Origin of the sequence: Massilia sp. UYP11 (assembly GCF_050434805.1) — a bacterium.
GTDB lineage: Bacteria > Pseudomonadota > Gammaproteobacteria > Burkholderiales > Burkholderiaceae_D > Telluria.
Genome location: NZ_JBNDJE010000020.1, coordinates 58,573 through 72,866, shown reverse-complemented (window position 1 = coordinate 72,866; position 14,294 = coordinate 58,573). Strand labels below are relative to the sequence as shown.

The window sequence follows — 14,294 nt, the reverse complement described above, 5'->3', positions numbered from 1 at the left end:
AAGATGAAGCTAAAAGGGCTGAGTCCTGTTCAATACAGAACCCAGCCCTCGGCACTTCACTGAGACCAACCGTCCAACTTTACGGGGTCAGTTCACTCGGTGCGCCGTTTTTCATTGTCGTGCTCGTGCTTATTGCTCGTATTTATTGCTCGTGTTTATTCCTGCCGCAAGCGGCGCTGGCGCACCGCCGCCGCCAGGCCTTCCAGCACGCCCACGCTGGTGTCCCAGTCGATGCAGCCGTCGGTCACCGATTGGCCATACGTCAGTTCCTTGCCCGGCACCAGATCCTGGCGACCGGCCACCAGGTGCGACTCGATCATCACGCCGACGATGCGGTCGTCGCCGCCCGCGATCTGGGCCGCGATGTCGGCGCACACCGGCACCTGGTTCTCGGGCTTCTTGGAGCTGTTCGCATGCGAGGCGTCGATCATCAGGCGGCTGGCCAGGCCAAGCGCGGCGATCTGGCGGCATGCTTCCTCGACGCTGGCGGCATCGTAGTTCGGCGCCTTGCCGCCACGCAGGATAATGTGGCAATCCTCGTTGCCCGAGGTCGAGACGATGGCCGAGTGGCCGCCCTTGGTCACCGACAGGAAATGGTGCGGTTGCGACGCGGCCTTGATCGCCTCGGTCGCGATCTTGATATTGCCGTCGGTGCCGTTCTTGAAACCGACCGGGCACGACAGTCCCGAAGCCAGCTCGCGGTGCACCTGCGACTCGGTGGTGCGGGCGCCGATCGCGCCCCAGCTGACCAGGTCGGCGATGTACTGCGGACTGATCACGTCGAGGAACTCGGTGCCGGCCGGCAGGCCCATCTCGTTGATGTCGCGCAGCAGCTCGCGCGCCATGCGCAGGCCGTCGTTGATGCGGAAACTGTTGTCCATGTACGGGTCGTTGATCAGGCCCTTCCAGCCGACCGTGGTGCGCGGCTTCTCGAAATAGACCCGCATCACGACCTCGAGCTCGCCGGCGAAGCGCTGACGTTCTTTCACCAACCTGCGCGCATACTCGAGCGCCGCCTTGGGATCGTGGATCGAGCAAGGCCCGATCACCACCATCAGGCGGTCGTCCTGGCCGTGCAGGATGCGGTGCAGGTCGACGCGCGCGCCGCTTGCGGTCTGCTCGGCCTGCGGGGTCACCGGGAACTCGCGGATCAGGTGCGAGGGCGGCGTCAGTTCCTTCATTTCACGGATGCGTAAATCGTCGGTGCGGGGCATGCTGGGACTCCCTTTCGTGCTGTTCTGTGCGTGTGTTGTTCAGGACTGGACATAAAAAAACCGCCATCGCTGGCGGTTTGTCTGGATGCTGCCGGGACGTTCTACTGCGCGTACCCGCCGCTACTCCACCGCCAGGGGCTGGAATGGCTAAAGTAAAAAAAGCGGGTAAAGAAAGCGTGGCGCATGGTGTCGTCCGGGTTAGGTCGAATCGACTATAACAACAAGGCATGAAAGTTGGCAAGCCTTTTGTCGCGCGTTCCACAGTTGTACAGACAACAATCGGTTGCAGCAAACTGACATGCCGATCGGAGCCTGCGCATCCGCACCCCCTCATCTTGCGCGCAGCTTGCGTTACCTCAGCCCGGCCATGGCTGCCGATGCAACAGTCAATTCAAGCCCGGCTGCCGCGTGTGTTGATCGCAGACATGAACAGGTACTAAGAGGTGCCAAGGAAATTGATCTGCGATAAGGGTCAAGCCATCCACCCGCGGGCGATCCGGATCCTTCCATCCACTGGAGTGTCGGACCATGACTGAAACCCTGCTTTCCCGTTCCGTGCGCCGCCTGTTCGCGGGGGGCGGCGCCGCCGGCCTGGCGCTCGCCGGCCCCGTGCTGCTGGCCCTGCCCCACCCTGCCGTCGCGCAAGAGGCCGCTCCCGTGGCCCGCGTCGAGATCACCGGCTCGAACATCCGCCGCGCCCAGGCAGAAACCGCGTCGAGCGTACTCACCGTCAACCGCAGCGACATCGAGCGCTCGGGCAAGACCTCGGTGGCCGAGCTGCTGCAGACCCTGGCGGTCGACAACCAGGGCTCGGTGCCGATGAGCTTTGGCAGCGGCTTCGCGGCCGGCGCCTCGGGCATCTCGCTGCGCGGCCTGGGCACGTCATCGACCCTGGTGCTGCTCAACGGCCGCCGCATGGCGCCCTACGGCCTGGCCGACGACGGCCAGAAGGTGTTCGCCGACCTCAACGTGATCCCCACCGACGCCGTCGAGCGCATCGAGATCCTCAAGGACGGCGCCTCGGCCATCTATGGTTCGGACGCGATCGCCGGCGTGGTCAACATCATCCTGCGCCGCAACTTCCAGGGCACCAGCGCGCGCGCGCTGATCGGCACCGGCGAAGCCGGCGACGGCCAGCAACACAACCTGGCCCTGGCCTGGGGCATCGGCGACCTCGAGACCGATCGCTACAACGTGCTGTTCAACGTCGAGTACAAGCACACGCAAGAAATCTGGTACCGCGACCGCGGCAACCGCGACTACATCGGCAAGGTCGACCTGCGGCCCTGGGGCTATTCGGCCCAGGAAGGCTTCGGCGGCACCGGCGCCATCACCGGCAACAACCAGTCGGGCAACGCCATCAACGGCAATGTGCGCAATCCCGACACGTTCGACTACTACAACCGCGGCAACCTGGCCGGGACCGGGTTCACGCGCACCTTCCCGGGCGCCGCGTGCAGCAATTTCACCAACCACCCGCAGGGCGATCCGGGCGGCGGCTGCCTGGTCGATTCGGCCTTCCTGTACAACCAGATCCAGCCCGACAGCGAATACCTGACACTGTACAGCCGCGGCACGCTCCGGCTGCAGAACAATACCGAGGCCTATGCCGAGTTCAATCTGTACGACAGCCTGGCCCAGTCCAGCACCACCCCCAACCCGATCGCGGCCAACGTCGGCTATCCGGGCGGCCCGGTCAGCAACGCCGGCGTCCAGCTCGGCGCCGAGCACCCCGACAACCCGTATTTCGGCCGCCCCGCCCGGCTGCGCTACCTGCCCTTCGACGTCGGTCCGCGCCAGAACGACATCTCCTCTACCTTCGTCCGCGCGCTGTTCGGCGCGCGCGGCACCAGCGGCGCCTGGGACTGGGATACTTCGCTGCTCTATTCGCGCAGCAAGGTCGACAGCGAGCGCAGCGGCTACCTGCAGCGCGACGCCACCTTCGCCCTGCTCGATCCGTCGCCCGAGAACGTGGCGGCGGCCCAGGCCAATCCCGGCTACCGCGCGCTGCCGGGCGGCACCTACTGGCGCATCGCCGAGAGCGCGGGCCTGAATTCGCCGGCCGTGTACGCCGCCCTGTCGCCGACCATCTCGAACGACGCCGAAACCGAGATCGCCCAGGTCGACTTCAAGGCCACGCGCGAGATCGGCAAGCTGGCTGGCGGCCCCGTCGGCGTGGCGCTGGGCGCCGAGTTCCGCCACGAATCGGCGTGGCTCGAACCGACCACCGGCACCGAGCGCGGCAACATCATCGGCCTCGGCTATTCGGCCTACGACGGCCAGCGCAACGTGACCGGCCTGTACGGCGAAGTGCTGGCCCCGGTATGGCCGGGCGTCGAACTCACCGGCGCCATGCGCTACGACCACTTCACCGACGTCGGCGACGCCTGGACCCCGAAGGTTGGCGTCAAGTGGACCCCGCGCCGCGAGCTGGCGCTGCGCGCCACCTGGGCCAAGGGCTTCCGCGCCCCGAACCCGGCAGAGAACGGCCAAGGCGGCCTGGCCGCCTTCGCCAACGCCACCGATCCGGCCCGCTGCGCGCTGGGCGTGCAGACCGCCTGCAGCCCGGCCTCGGTGGCGGTCATCACCTCGCCCAACCAGGACCTGAGCCCGGAACGCTCGAAGAGCTGGAACATCGGCGCGATCTGGGATCCGCTGCCGCGCACCAGCTTCTCGATCGATTTCTGGAACATCAAGCGCAAGAACGAAATCAACCAGGAGCAGATCGATGCCTCGATCGCCGCCGGCAACGTGGCGCGCGATCCGAGCACGGCGGTGCCGACGATTCCTGGCGACCCGGGCGCGATCACGGCGGTGCTGGCGCAATACGTGAACTCGGCCGAGACCGAGGTGCGCGGCATCGACCTCGACGCGCGCCAGGGCTTCGGGCTGCCGAACAACTGGGGTACCCTGACCTTCGACGTCAAGTACACCTTCCTCGACCGATGGGAACGCACCGAGCGGGACGGCACCACGCGCGACTATGCCGGCACCCACGGCAACTGCGACGTCAGCAACTGCATGGGCACGCCGGACCACAAGGCCAACCTGCGCGCGACCTGGGAACGCGCCAACTGGCGCGTGTCGGCCAACCTCAACTACCGGGGTTCGATCGACAACACCTTCTTCAAGGACGATCCCGAAGGCTGCGCCAGCCAGTTCGCCAACGGCGACGACGCGCCGAGCGATTGCGAACTGGCTTCGTTCACCACGGTCGACCTGGTGCTGCGCTGGAAGCCGCAGGCGCGCTGGGAAGTCTTCGGCTCGATCCAGAACGTGTTCGACAAGCAGGCGCCGCTCGATCCGCTGACCTATGGCGCGGTGTCGTACAACCCGCTCGACTATTACGGCGCGATCGGCCGCTTCTTCACGCTGGGGGCGCGCTACTCATTCTGATGCAACAGTGCGAAAGGCAAAACGCCCGGCGCGCGGCCGGGCGTTCGTTATCGACGTGGCGAAAGCCGGATCAGGCCGTGCCGCCCACCGTCACCCCATCGATGCGCAGGGTCGGCTGGCCGACGCCCACCGGCACGCTCTGGCCTTCCTTGCCGCACACGCCGACGCCCGAATCCAGGCGCATGTCGTTGCCGATCATCGAGATGCGGTTCATCACCTCCGGGCCGTTGCCGATCAGGGTCGCGCCCTTCACCGGATAGGTGATCTTGCCGTCCTCGATCATATAGGCCTCGCTGGCCGAGAACACGAACTTGCCGTTGGTGATGTCGACCTGGCCGCCGCCGAAATTCACCGCGTACAGGCCGTTCTTGACCGAGGCCAGGATCTCTTGCGGGTCCTTGTCGCCGGCGCGCATATAGGTGTTGGTCATGCGCGGCATCGGCAGGTGGGCGAACGATTCGCGGCGCGCATTGCCGGTGACCGGCATCTTCATCAGGCGCGCATTCATCGTGTCCTGGATATAGCCCTTCAGGATGCCGTCCTCGATCAGCGTGGTGCACTGGGTCGGGTTGCCCTCGTCGTCGATGTTCAGCGAACCGCGGCGGTCCTGCAAGGTGCCGTCGTCGACCACGGTCACGCCCTTGGCTGCCACGCGCTGGCCGATCATGCCGGCATACGAGGACGAGCCCTTGCGGTTGAAGTCGCCCTCCAGGCCGTGGCCGACCGCCTCGTGCAGCAGCACGCCGGGCCAGCCCGGTCCCAGCACGATGGTCATCGGACCGGCCGGGGCCGGACGCGCCTCGAGGTTGACGCAGGCCGATTTGACGGCCTCGGTGGCGTAGCGGTCCAGCACCTCGTCGCTGAAATAGGCATAGTCGAAACGGCCGCCGCCGCCCGAGGAACCGACTTCACGCCGGCCGTTCTGCTCGGCGATCACGGTGACCGACACGCGCACCAGCGGACGGATGTCGGCCGCCAGCACGCCGTCGCTGCGCACCACCAGCACCACGTCGTATTCGCCGGCCAGGCCCGCCATCACCTGCACCACGCGCGGATCCTTGGCGCGCGCCATCTTTTCCACGCGCTCGAGCAGTTTCACTTTCGCGGTCGCGTCGAGCGAAGCCAGCGGGTCGTTGGGCAAATACAGCGAGCGGCCGCCGGTCGGCAGCGCGCTGCCGGCCACCTTGATGCGGCCGGCGCCGGCGCGCGCGATGGTGCGGGTAGCGGTGGCGGCGTCGAGCAGCGCGCGCTCGGAAATCTCGTCGGAATACGAAAACGCCGTCTTGTCGCCCGAGATGGCGCGCACGCCGACGCCCTGGTCGATCGAGAAGCTGCCGGTCTTGACGATGCCCTCTTCCAGGCTCCAGCCTTCGCTCTTGGTGAACTGGAAGTACAGGTCGGCGTAATCGACCTTGTGCGTGAACATCGTCCCCAGCGCGCGCAGCAGCTTGCCCTCGTCGAGGCCGAATGGCGTCAACAGCACGTCGCGGGCGACGGCGATGGAGGAAAGGTTCGGTTCGAATGGAGTCATGTTGGCGTTCGGTATTTTCTGGGATAGGTCATTGTGCCATATCCAGTGTTTTCACATTGGACGCATGCTGGACGCGTCCCTGCCATCCGTTACATCTTGCGGTGGCGCAATGCCGGCAAGCTTTCGCGCACCCCGGCCAGGTAGGCCGGATCGAGTTCGCCGGCGACCACGCCCTCGCCTTCCGGCAACACCGCCTTGACCTCGCCCCAGGGGTCGACCAGCATGCTGTGGCCATAGGTGCGGCGGCCGTTGACGTGCAGCCCGCCCTGGGCCGCGGCCAGCACATAGCACTGGTTCTCGATCGCGCGCGCGCGCAGCAGCACTTCCCAATGCGCGCGGCCGGTGGTGTGGGTGAAGGCGGCCGGCACGATGATGAGGGCGCACTCGCCCATCGCGCGGTACAGTTCGGGAAAACGCAGGTCGTAGCACACCGACAGGCCGACCCGGCCGAACGGCGCATCGAACACCCCTACCGTCTCGCCCGGCACGATGGTGCGCGCCTCGTCATACGATTCGGTCCCCTTGTTAAAGCCAAACAGGTGGATCTTGTCGTAGCGGCTCATCGCCTGGCCCTGCGGGTCGTACACCAGGGTGGTGTTGAGTACCTTGCCGGCTTCTGGCGAGACCAGCGGCAAGGTGCCGCCGACCAGCCAGATCCCGTGTTCGCGCGCCAGCGCGGCCATGCAATCCTGGATCGGGCCGCTGCCCGGCCGCTCCGCGTGCGCGACCTTGTCGGCGTCATGCATGCCCATGATCGGCCAGTATTCGGGCAGGGCCACCAGGGTGGCGCCACGGCCGGCGGCCTCGGCCACGAGGCGGCGCACGGTGGCCAGGTTCGCGCCGACCTCGGGGGTGGAAACCATCTGGATCGCGGCTACGGTCGTCATATCACTCCTTCGTGGCTGATGCGGCGGCGGGCGCCGCCGGGTTGTCGATTTTCGTGATGGTCGGCGCCTTCCACGGCCCCGTCACCTGCATTTCATAGGTCAGCGCCTTCATCACCGGCGCGCGCAGGAACAGCTGGGCCAGAAAGCCCCCCAGGCCGATCACCGGGTTGACCGCCAGGCCATACACCAGCGGCCCGGTGCCCAGGTTGAATTCCGGAATCACCACCACGCGCAGGTTCGTCGATTCGTTGGCGATGTCGGCGCTGCCGTTCATCAGGACGGTGGCCGCCACCCCATGCATTCTAAGGTTGTCGGTGCGCACCACCCCGCGCTGGATCATGGCGTTGGCGCTGATGCCGTCGAACGCCAGGCCTTCCGAGAACACGTCGTGGAAATCGAGCTTGAGCAGGCGCGGCAGCGCTTGCAGGCTGAGCACGCCCAGCAGCTTGGCGGCGCCCGGGTCCTGCTTGAGGAACTGGCCCGACTCCACGTTCATCTCGATCTGGCCCGACAGGCTCGGGATGTCCATCGCATACGGCAGGCCGGCCCATGAGACGTCGCCGGTCAGGGTGCCGTTGCCGCGCCCGATCGTGCCGGGAAAGCCCAGGCGGTCCAGCAGCTTGCCGGCGTCGTCCATGTGGAGCGCGAAATTCAGGCTGGTATTGCTCTTGCCATCCTTGGTCAGCCAGCGGCCATTGGCCTTCAGCTGGCCGTCCGGATTGGCGAGCAGGACGCGGTCGATGCGCCATTCGCGGCCCGCCAGCGCGCGCACATTGCTGGCGCGCAGCTCCAGCCGGCCGAGGCGCTTGTCGAACAGCTCGAACTGTTCGGCCACGATGTCGAGCGAAGGGATGGTGGCGCTGGCGCCCCGGCTCGACTCCAGCAGGTCCTTGACGTCGGCCTGGGCCGATGCGGGAATCGTGAGCGAAGCCAGGCGCGCCGTGACCTTGCCCAGGCCGCTGGGCGTCTCGGTCCAGGTGAGGTAGCCGCTGGCCTGGCGCGAATGCAGGTTCGCCTGCCAGGTGTCGCGCGTGTGGGTGGCGCCGAGCACCACGTCGGCCACGCGCCGTTCGCCGATGGTCAGTTCGCTGATGCGTCCGGCCAGCACGGTCGGCAGGATGTACTGGGTGAAGTCGGCGCCGCTGCCGGCGCCGGCCGCCGGTCCGGCCATCGCGCCCGGCGCCGGCAAGGCGGCGCCGGCGTCCGCACCCGCGTCCGCGCCGGCGATGGCGCGCCCGGCCGCGAGCCAGTGGTCGATATTGAGCGCCTTGGAGTCGACGTGGACCATCATGCCTTCGTCCGGCAGCGGCGCCGGCACGTTCACGCCGATACCGCCCTGGGTCACCCGCCATGGGCCCTTGCCCTGCTTCTCGCGCAGGTAGCGCGCCGCCAGGTTCGGGCCGACGCCGACGCGGATCTCGTCGCGCCCCAGGCCGGCCATGGCCGGCGCGCCTTCCAGCACGAAGCTCAGCGGCAGGCTGGCGCCGGCCGCCTTGTTCAACGGTTGCGGCAATTCGATGCCCAGGCCCGACAGGCTGGAGTCGATGGCGATCGTGCGCCGGCCTTCGCGCAGCACGATCGTGCCGGTGTAGTGGGTGCTGCCCGACAGGCGCTCGGCCAGGCGCCCCAGCGCCGGCGCCGGCGCCGTGCGGCGCATGCCCTCGGCCGACAGCACGCCGTCGAGCAGCACCCGGGTGCTGCCGTCGCGCTGGGTGCCGCCGGCCACCGTGACCGGTTCGCCCAGGAAGTTCGCGCGGATCGCCTCCAGGCCGAAGCCATGGTCATGGAAATCGATCCGGCCCTGGGCCGCCCGCAGGGTCGGCAGTTCGGGGAACAGGCTGACGTCGTTGTTCTGCAATTGCAGGCTGCCCTGCACCTTGGTGTCCGCCATGTGTGACAGCGGCATGCGCAGCTTGAGGCCGAGCCTGGCGTTGCCGCTGGCGCGCGTATCCTCGGTGAAGTGGCCGGTCCAGTCCAGCACCGGCGTCACCGCCACATAGCGCAGGAATTCCTGCAGCGGCCCGACGCCCTGGCCGTCGATCTCGAGCATCATGTTGTCGTGGGCGCCGAGGTCGGGGATCACCGCCTTGACGTTCGACAGCGTCACACCCAGGGTGCGCAGGGTCTTGCCGTGGATCTCCATGCGCGCCCGGTCGAACGCGATGCTGCCGTCGATCGCCTCGGCCAGCGGCCACAGCGGCGTGCCGTCCGGATGCCGGTGGCCGGGGGCGTATTCGAGGCGCGCCCCTTCCAGCCGCCCAGCCACACGGAATTCGCCGCGCGCGCGCTCGGCGGCGTTGGCGGCGTGGAACGGGAAATGGGCCAGGTCGCCGCGCAGGCGCAGGCTCGCGTCGCGCAGGCGTCCGCCCTGCAGCGCGCCGACCAGCCACTCGTGCAGGCTGTGCGGGGTGGCCAGCGGCAGGTAGCGCCCGATCTGGCCGATCGCGAAGCCGTCCAGGCTGCCGCGGAAGTCGGCGGTTCCAGGGCCGTGGCCGGGCTCGAGCGGCAGCACGTGGCGGCCCGTCACCTCGCCGCTGAACTCGCCCTGGCGGAACGTCAGTTCGTCGACCTCGACTTGCAACTGCTTGCCGGGCTCGAGCTTCCAGCCGGCCTTCAGCGCCAGCCGGTCGAACGGCATGCGCGGCTCGGCGAACCAGGCCGGCATGAACAGCGCCAGTCCCTTCGAGTCCAGCGCCACGCTGCCGCCGCGTTCGTTCGCATCGATATGGCCGCTCAGGTGCTCGAAGCCGGGCGTGGCGGGCCGCGCCGGCAACGCCGGGACGCCGCCCTGGGCGTTTCGCGCCGGGCGCGCGGCGACGGCGTTCAGGGCCAGATCGGCGACGTCGCCGCGGATGCGCCAGCCGCTCACGTTCGGATAGCGCCCGTCCCATTCGGCGCTGACGTCCTGCAGCATGCCGCGCGGCGCATAGTCGGCCAGCAGCTGGCGCTGCACCGGCGTGACCGGCAGGTACTGGGCCAGCGCCGCCAGCGCGCCGATGTCAAGTCCGCGCGCCCGCAGGGCGCCCCGTTCCGGCTGGCCGCCCTGCGCGGGACGCCAGGTCTGTTCCAGCGTGGCCGGCGGCAGCGCGCGGCCGCCCTGCGCCACCACGGCGAAGTGGTCGAGGCGGATCGTGTGGCCGTGGGCGCCGAAGGTCGGCTTGCCGTCGGCCCCGTTCGGCAGCAATTCCTCGCGCGCCGACAGGCGGCCAGTCACGCGCGCCAGTTGCAACGGCGCGATGTCCTTGCCCAGGCGCGCATTGACGCCGGCCAGGGCCAGGTCGGCGGTGAAGCCGGCCAGGCGCGCCTGGTCGAAGCTGAGCCAGGCGCGCAGCGAACCGCGGCCGCGCTCGAGCTGGATCGGATAGTCGACGAAGCGTTTCCAGGCGCCGAGGTCGACGTCGCGCAGGTCGGCGTACAGCTCGCCCTTCCAGCGCAGCACGTCCGACGGCCGTTCGCCGAACCGGTGGCGGAACTGCGCGCGCACGTCGATCGGGCTGCCCAGCGCGCGCGGCGGCGTGGCCTGCAGCGCGAAGTGGTGGGCGCCCCAGCGATTGAGCAGGGCCAGGGTCACGCCTTCCAGCACCAGCGGCGGCGTGCCGCGCAATTCGTCGGTCCAGTCGACCCGGCCGTCGCGGATCACGATCTCGCGCTGGCGCAGCAGCCAGTCGCCGCCGCCGCCGCCGGCCTCGCTGGGGTCGAGCCGCACGCCGGCGACCTCGATCACGCCGTCCGGCCCGCGGCGCACGGCCAGGCGCGGCCCCTTGATCTCGATCGAGGCGAAGCGCGGCTCGAAGGCGGCCACGCTCCACCAGCCCAGGGTCGCCTCGACCTGCGGCAACGCCAGCACCTGGCGCCCGGCGCGGTCGTGCAGGCGCACCTCGCCAAGCGCCAGGGCCGGCCGCAGGCCGTGCCAGGACGCGGCCAGGCGCGCGATCGTGACCCGGCTGCCGAGGGCATTGCCGGCCATGCGCTCGATGTCGCTCTTGTACAGGTCGATGTTCGGGAGGATGGCGTAGCGCAGCACCAGGAACAGCACGGCGAGCGCGAAATACACCAGCAGCACGAGCTTGATGGTAAAGCCGAGCACGTGGTGCGAGGCCAGGTTGGCCATGCGGTAGGCCGCACGCAGTCGCCGCCAGCGCACGGCGAGCGGCGATGCCGCAGTGGACGCCTGCGGATCCGGGTTGTGCATCAAGGTGCTAATAACAAAGGCTCGCCGTAAATTTAACTCTTCAATAAAACAGGTCGCTTGCAACAGTTGCGGCGTCTACCTTACCATCGGTGCTGACCCAGGCAGCGTATCGTGCCGATGAGCGGGCCATTCTACCGCATCGCCTATGAGCCGAGCCTTAAAACCCCTCCCTGCCGGGCGGCACTGACCCGGCATCCAACAGGATCGACAATGACCACAGTTTCCCCCGCCTGCGCTTCGCGCTTCGTCCAGCGCTGGCTCGACGCCGCTCCCGAACGCGCCGCCCAACTGGCCGCATTGTCATCATTATCGCTGGGCGGCGCCGATTTCCGCGCGCTGTTGGAGCGCGAACTGGCCCAGGGCCTGCCGCTGGAACGGGCCATGCGCCGCGTGCGCAACCTGCTGGTGTCGACCATCGTGGCGCGCGACCTGGGCGCTCAGGCCGACCTCGACGAGGTGGTCACGGCGATGACGGCGTTCGCCGACTTCGCGATCCAGACCCACGTCGCCGCCCTCACCGACGAGCTGGTGGCCAGCCACGGCATGCCGACGGGCGAGGAATCCGGCCGCCCCCAGCACCTGATGGTGCTGGCCATGGGCAAGCAGGGCGGCGGCGAACTCAACGTCTCGTCGGACATCGACCTGATCTTCGTCTACCCGGAAGACGGCGAGACCGCGGCCGGCCCGGGCCAGAGGCAGTTGTCGAATCACGAGTTCTTCGTGCGCCTGGGGCGGCGCCTGAACGCGGCCCTGTCCGAGGTGATCGAGGATGGCTTCACGTTCCGGGTCGACATGGCGCTGCGTCCCAACGGCAAGTCGGGCCCGCTGGCGGCCAGCCTGGGCATGGTCGAGGAATACCTGATCGTCCAGGGCCGCGAATGGGAGCGCTATGCCTGGGTCAAGGCGCGCGCCGTCACCGGCGCGCCCGACGACATCGCGGCGCTCGACGCCATCGTGCGGCCCTTCGTGTTCCGGCGCTACCTCGACTTCGGGGTGATCGACGCGATCCGCAACATGCACGCCCAGATCCGCGCCGAGGTGAAGCGCCAGGAGCGCCTGCATCCCGAGCGCAGCCACAACGTCAAACTGGGGCGCGGCGGCATCCGCGAAATCGAGTTCCTGGCCCAGGTCTTCCAGCTGATCCGCGGCGGACGCGATCCGGCCCTGCGCGAGCGCTCCACCCGCAAGACCCTGCTGCTGCTGGCCGAGCGCGAATTGCTGCCGCAAGAGACGGTCGAGCGATTGCTGCAAGCCTATGTGTTCTTGCGCAATCTGGAGCACCGGGTGCAATACCTGGAAGACGCCCAGACCCACACCCTGCCGGCCAGTGCCGACGACCGGCTGGCGGTGGCGCGCATGATGGGCTGCGCGGACGAAGCCGGCCTGCTGGAGCAGCTCGACGCCCAGCGCAGCTACGTGGCCGGGCAGTTCGACGCCATCTTCGCCGACAAGGAAAAACCCGACGACAACCCGGATGCCCCGGCCCTGGCCGACGAACTGGACAATATGGATGCGCTCTCTGGCCGCCTGGCCGCGTTCGGCTTCGACGACGCCCGCACCGCCGCCAGCCGCCTGGCCGCCACCCTGCAAGGTCCGCGCCTGTCGAACCTGCCCGACGCCAGCCGGGCACGGCTGCAAGCGCTGGTGGAAGCCGCCCTGCCGCTGGTGGTCACCGTGGTGGCCGAGGCCGGGATCGGCAGCCACGCCGCCACCCTGGGGCGCCTGCTCGACCTGTTCGAGGCGATCGCGCGCCGCTCGGCCTACCTGTCCCTGCTGACCGAATACCCGCACACGCTCGAGCGCGTGATCCGGATGATCAATGCCAGCGGCTGGGCCGCCACCTTCCTCACCCAGCACCCGATCCTGCTCGACGAATTGCTGGACGATCGCAATGCCGGCGCCGGCGACCTCGGGCAGCTGGCCGCGCTGCTGGACGAACACCTGGACGAGGCGGCGGGCGACACCGAGCGCCAGCTCGACATCCTGCGCGAAGCCCACCATGCGCAGCTGTTTCGCCTGCTGGCGCTCGACCTGGCCGGCGAGCTGTCGGTCGAGCGCCTGGCCGACCACCTGTCGGCGCTGGCCGACACCATCGTCGGCGCCGTGGTCAAGCATGCCTGGCGCACGGTCAACGGACGCCACAGCGACGAACCACGCTTCGCCGTCATCGCCTACGGCAAGCTGGGCGGCAAGGAGCTGGGCTATGTGTCGGATCTGGACGTGATCTTCCTGTACGACGACGAGGACCAGGACGCGCCGCCGCTGTATGCGCGCCTGGCCCAGCGCTTCATCACCTGGATGACGGCCCATACCGCGGCCGGCATCCTGTTCGACGTCGACATCGCCCTGCGTCCGGACGGCGCCAGCGGCATGCTGGTGTCGTCGGTCGCCGCCTTCGAGCGCTACCAGAACGATTCGGCCTGGCTGTGGGAGCACCAGGCATTGACGCGCGCCCGCTTCTGCGCGGGCGAACCCGCCATCGGCGCGCGTTTCGAGGCGATCCGCGAGCAGGTATTGCGCAAGGACCGCTCCAGCCAGGAAGCGCGGCTGAAGGAAGAGGTGGTGCGCATGCGCCAGCGCATGCGCGACGCCAACGTCAATCGCAGCGGACTCTTCGACCTCAAGCACGACGCGGGCGGCATGATCGACATTGAATTCATCGTGCAATACCTGGTGCTGCGCCACGCGTCAACCTACCCGCAGCTGACCGCCAACGCCGGCAACATCGCCCTGCTGCGCGTCTGCGGCGAACTGGGACTGATCGACGCCGGCCTGGCGGCCGCAGTCGGCGGCGCCTACCGCGCCATGCGCAAGCTCCAGCACGGCGTGCGGCTGCAGGGCCAGGACAAGACCCGGGTCGAACCCGGCCTGGTCGGCCACCACCCGGACAGCGTGCAACGCCTGTGGCAAGCCTGTTTCGGCGCCTGAACCGGCGCACTTTTTCTTCCCTCCTTCTCTCCCCTCCCATCGATTTGCATGCGCACTCCCCCGGTGCGCATGCTCGACCCGCGCACCAAAACTACTCGGCAATTCACCTGTATTGCACCATCAGTAAGCTGTTGAAATTGCTGACT

General features: G+C 68.4%; 6 protein-coding genes. 2 read left to right on the top strand and 4 right to left on the bottom strand.

Annotated features, from left to right (window positions below; translation table 11 throughout):
• Positions 1–155 precede the first annotated feature (155 nt).
• A complete protein-coding gene (gene aroG, locus ABIB38_RS20560; RefSeq protein ID WP_429206558.1) occupies positions 156–1,214 on the bottom strand; it encodes a 3-deoxy-7-phosphoheptulonate synthase AroG in 1,059 nt (352 codons plus the stop codon).
• Positions 1,215–1,742: 528 nt separating this feature from the next.
• Between aroG and ABIB38_RS20555 the strand changes: the two genes are divergently transcribed.
• The gene (locus tag ABIB38_RS20555; protein ID WP_429206557.1) at positions 1,743–4,610 is read left to right on the top strand and encodes a TonB-dependent receptor; all 2,868 of its coding nucleotides are present in this window, start codon (positions 1,743–1,745) and stop codon (positions 4,608–4,610) included.
• A gap of 70 nt (positions 4,611–4,680) precedes the next feature.
• On the opposite strand, the gene tldD is transcribed toward ABIB38_RS20555, so the two are convergent.
• The 3 genes from tldD to ABIB38_RS20540 form a co-directional block, all read right to left on the bottom strand.
• The gene (gene tldD / locus ABIB38_RS20550) at positions 4,681–6,141 is read right to left on the bottom strand and encodes a metalloprotease TldD (RefSeq protein WP_429206556.1); all 1,461 of its coding nucleotides are present in this window, start codon (positions 6,139–6,141) and stop codon (positions 4,681–4,683) included.
• 89 nt (positions 6,142–6,230) lie between these two features.
• Positions 6,231–7,028, bottom strand: a complete 798-nt coding sequence (locus ABIB38_RS20545; RefSeq protein WP_429206555.1) for a carbon-nitrogen hydrolase family protein — start codon at positions 7,026–7,028, stop codon at positions 6,231–6,233.
• A 1-nt stretch (position 7,029) separates the two neighbouring features.
• Positions 7,030–11,220, bottom strand: a complete 4,191-nt coding sequence (locus tag ABIB38_RS20540; protein ID WP_429206554.1) for a YhdP family protein — start codon at positions 11,218–11,220, stop codon at positions 7,030–7,032.
• A gap of 210 nt (positions 11,221–11,430) precedes the next feature.
• Here ABIB38_RS20540 and glnE point away from each other — a divergent pair, with 210 nt between their 5' ends.
• Complete coding sequence (gene glnE / locus ABIB38_RS20535) at positions 11,431–14,148, top strand: bifunctional [glutamate--ammonia ligase]-adenylyl-L-tyrosine phosphorylase/[glutamate--ammonia-ligase] adenylyltransferase (protein ID WP_429206553.1); 2,718 nt, start codon at positions 11,431–11,433, stop codon at positions 14,146–14,148.
• Positions 14,149–14,294: the final 146 nt, after the last annotated feature.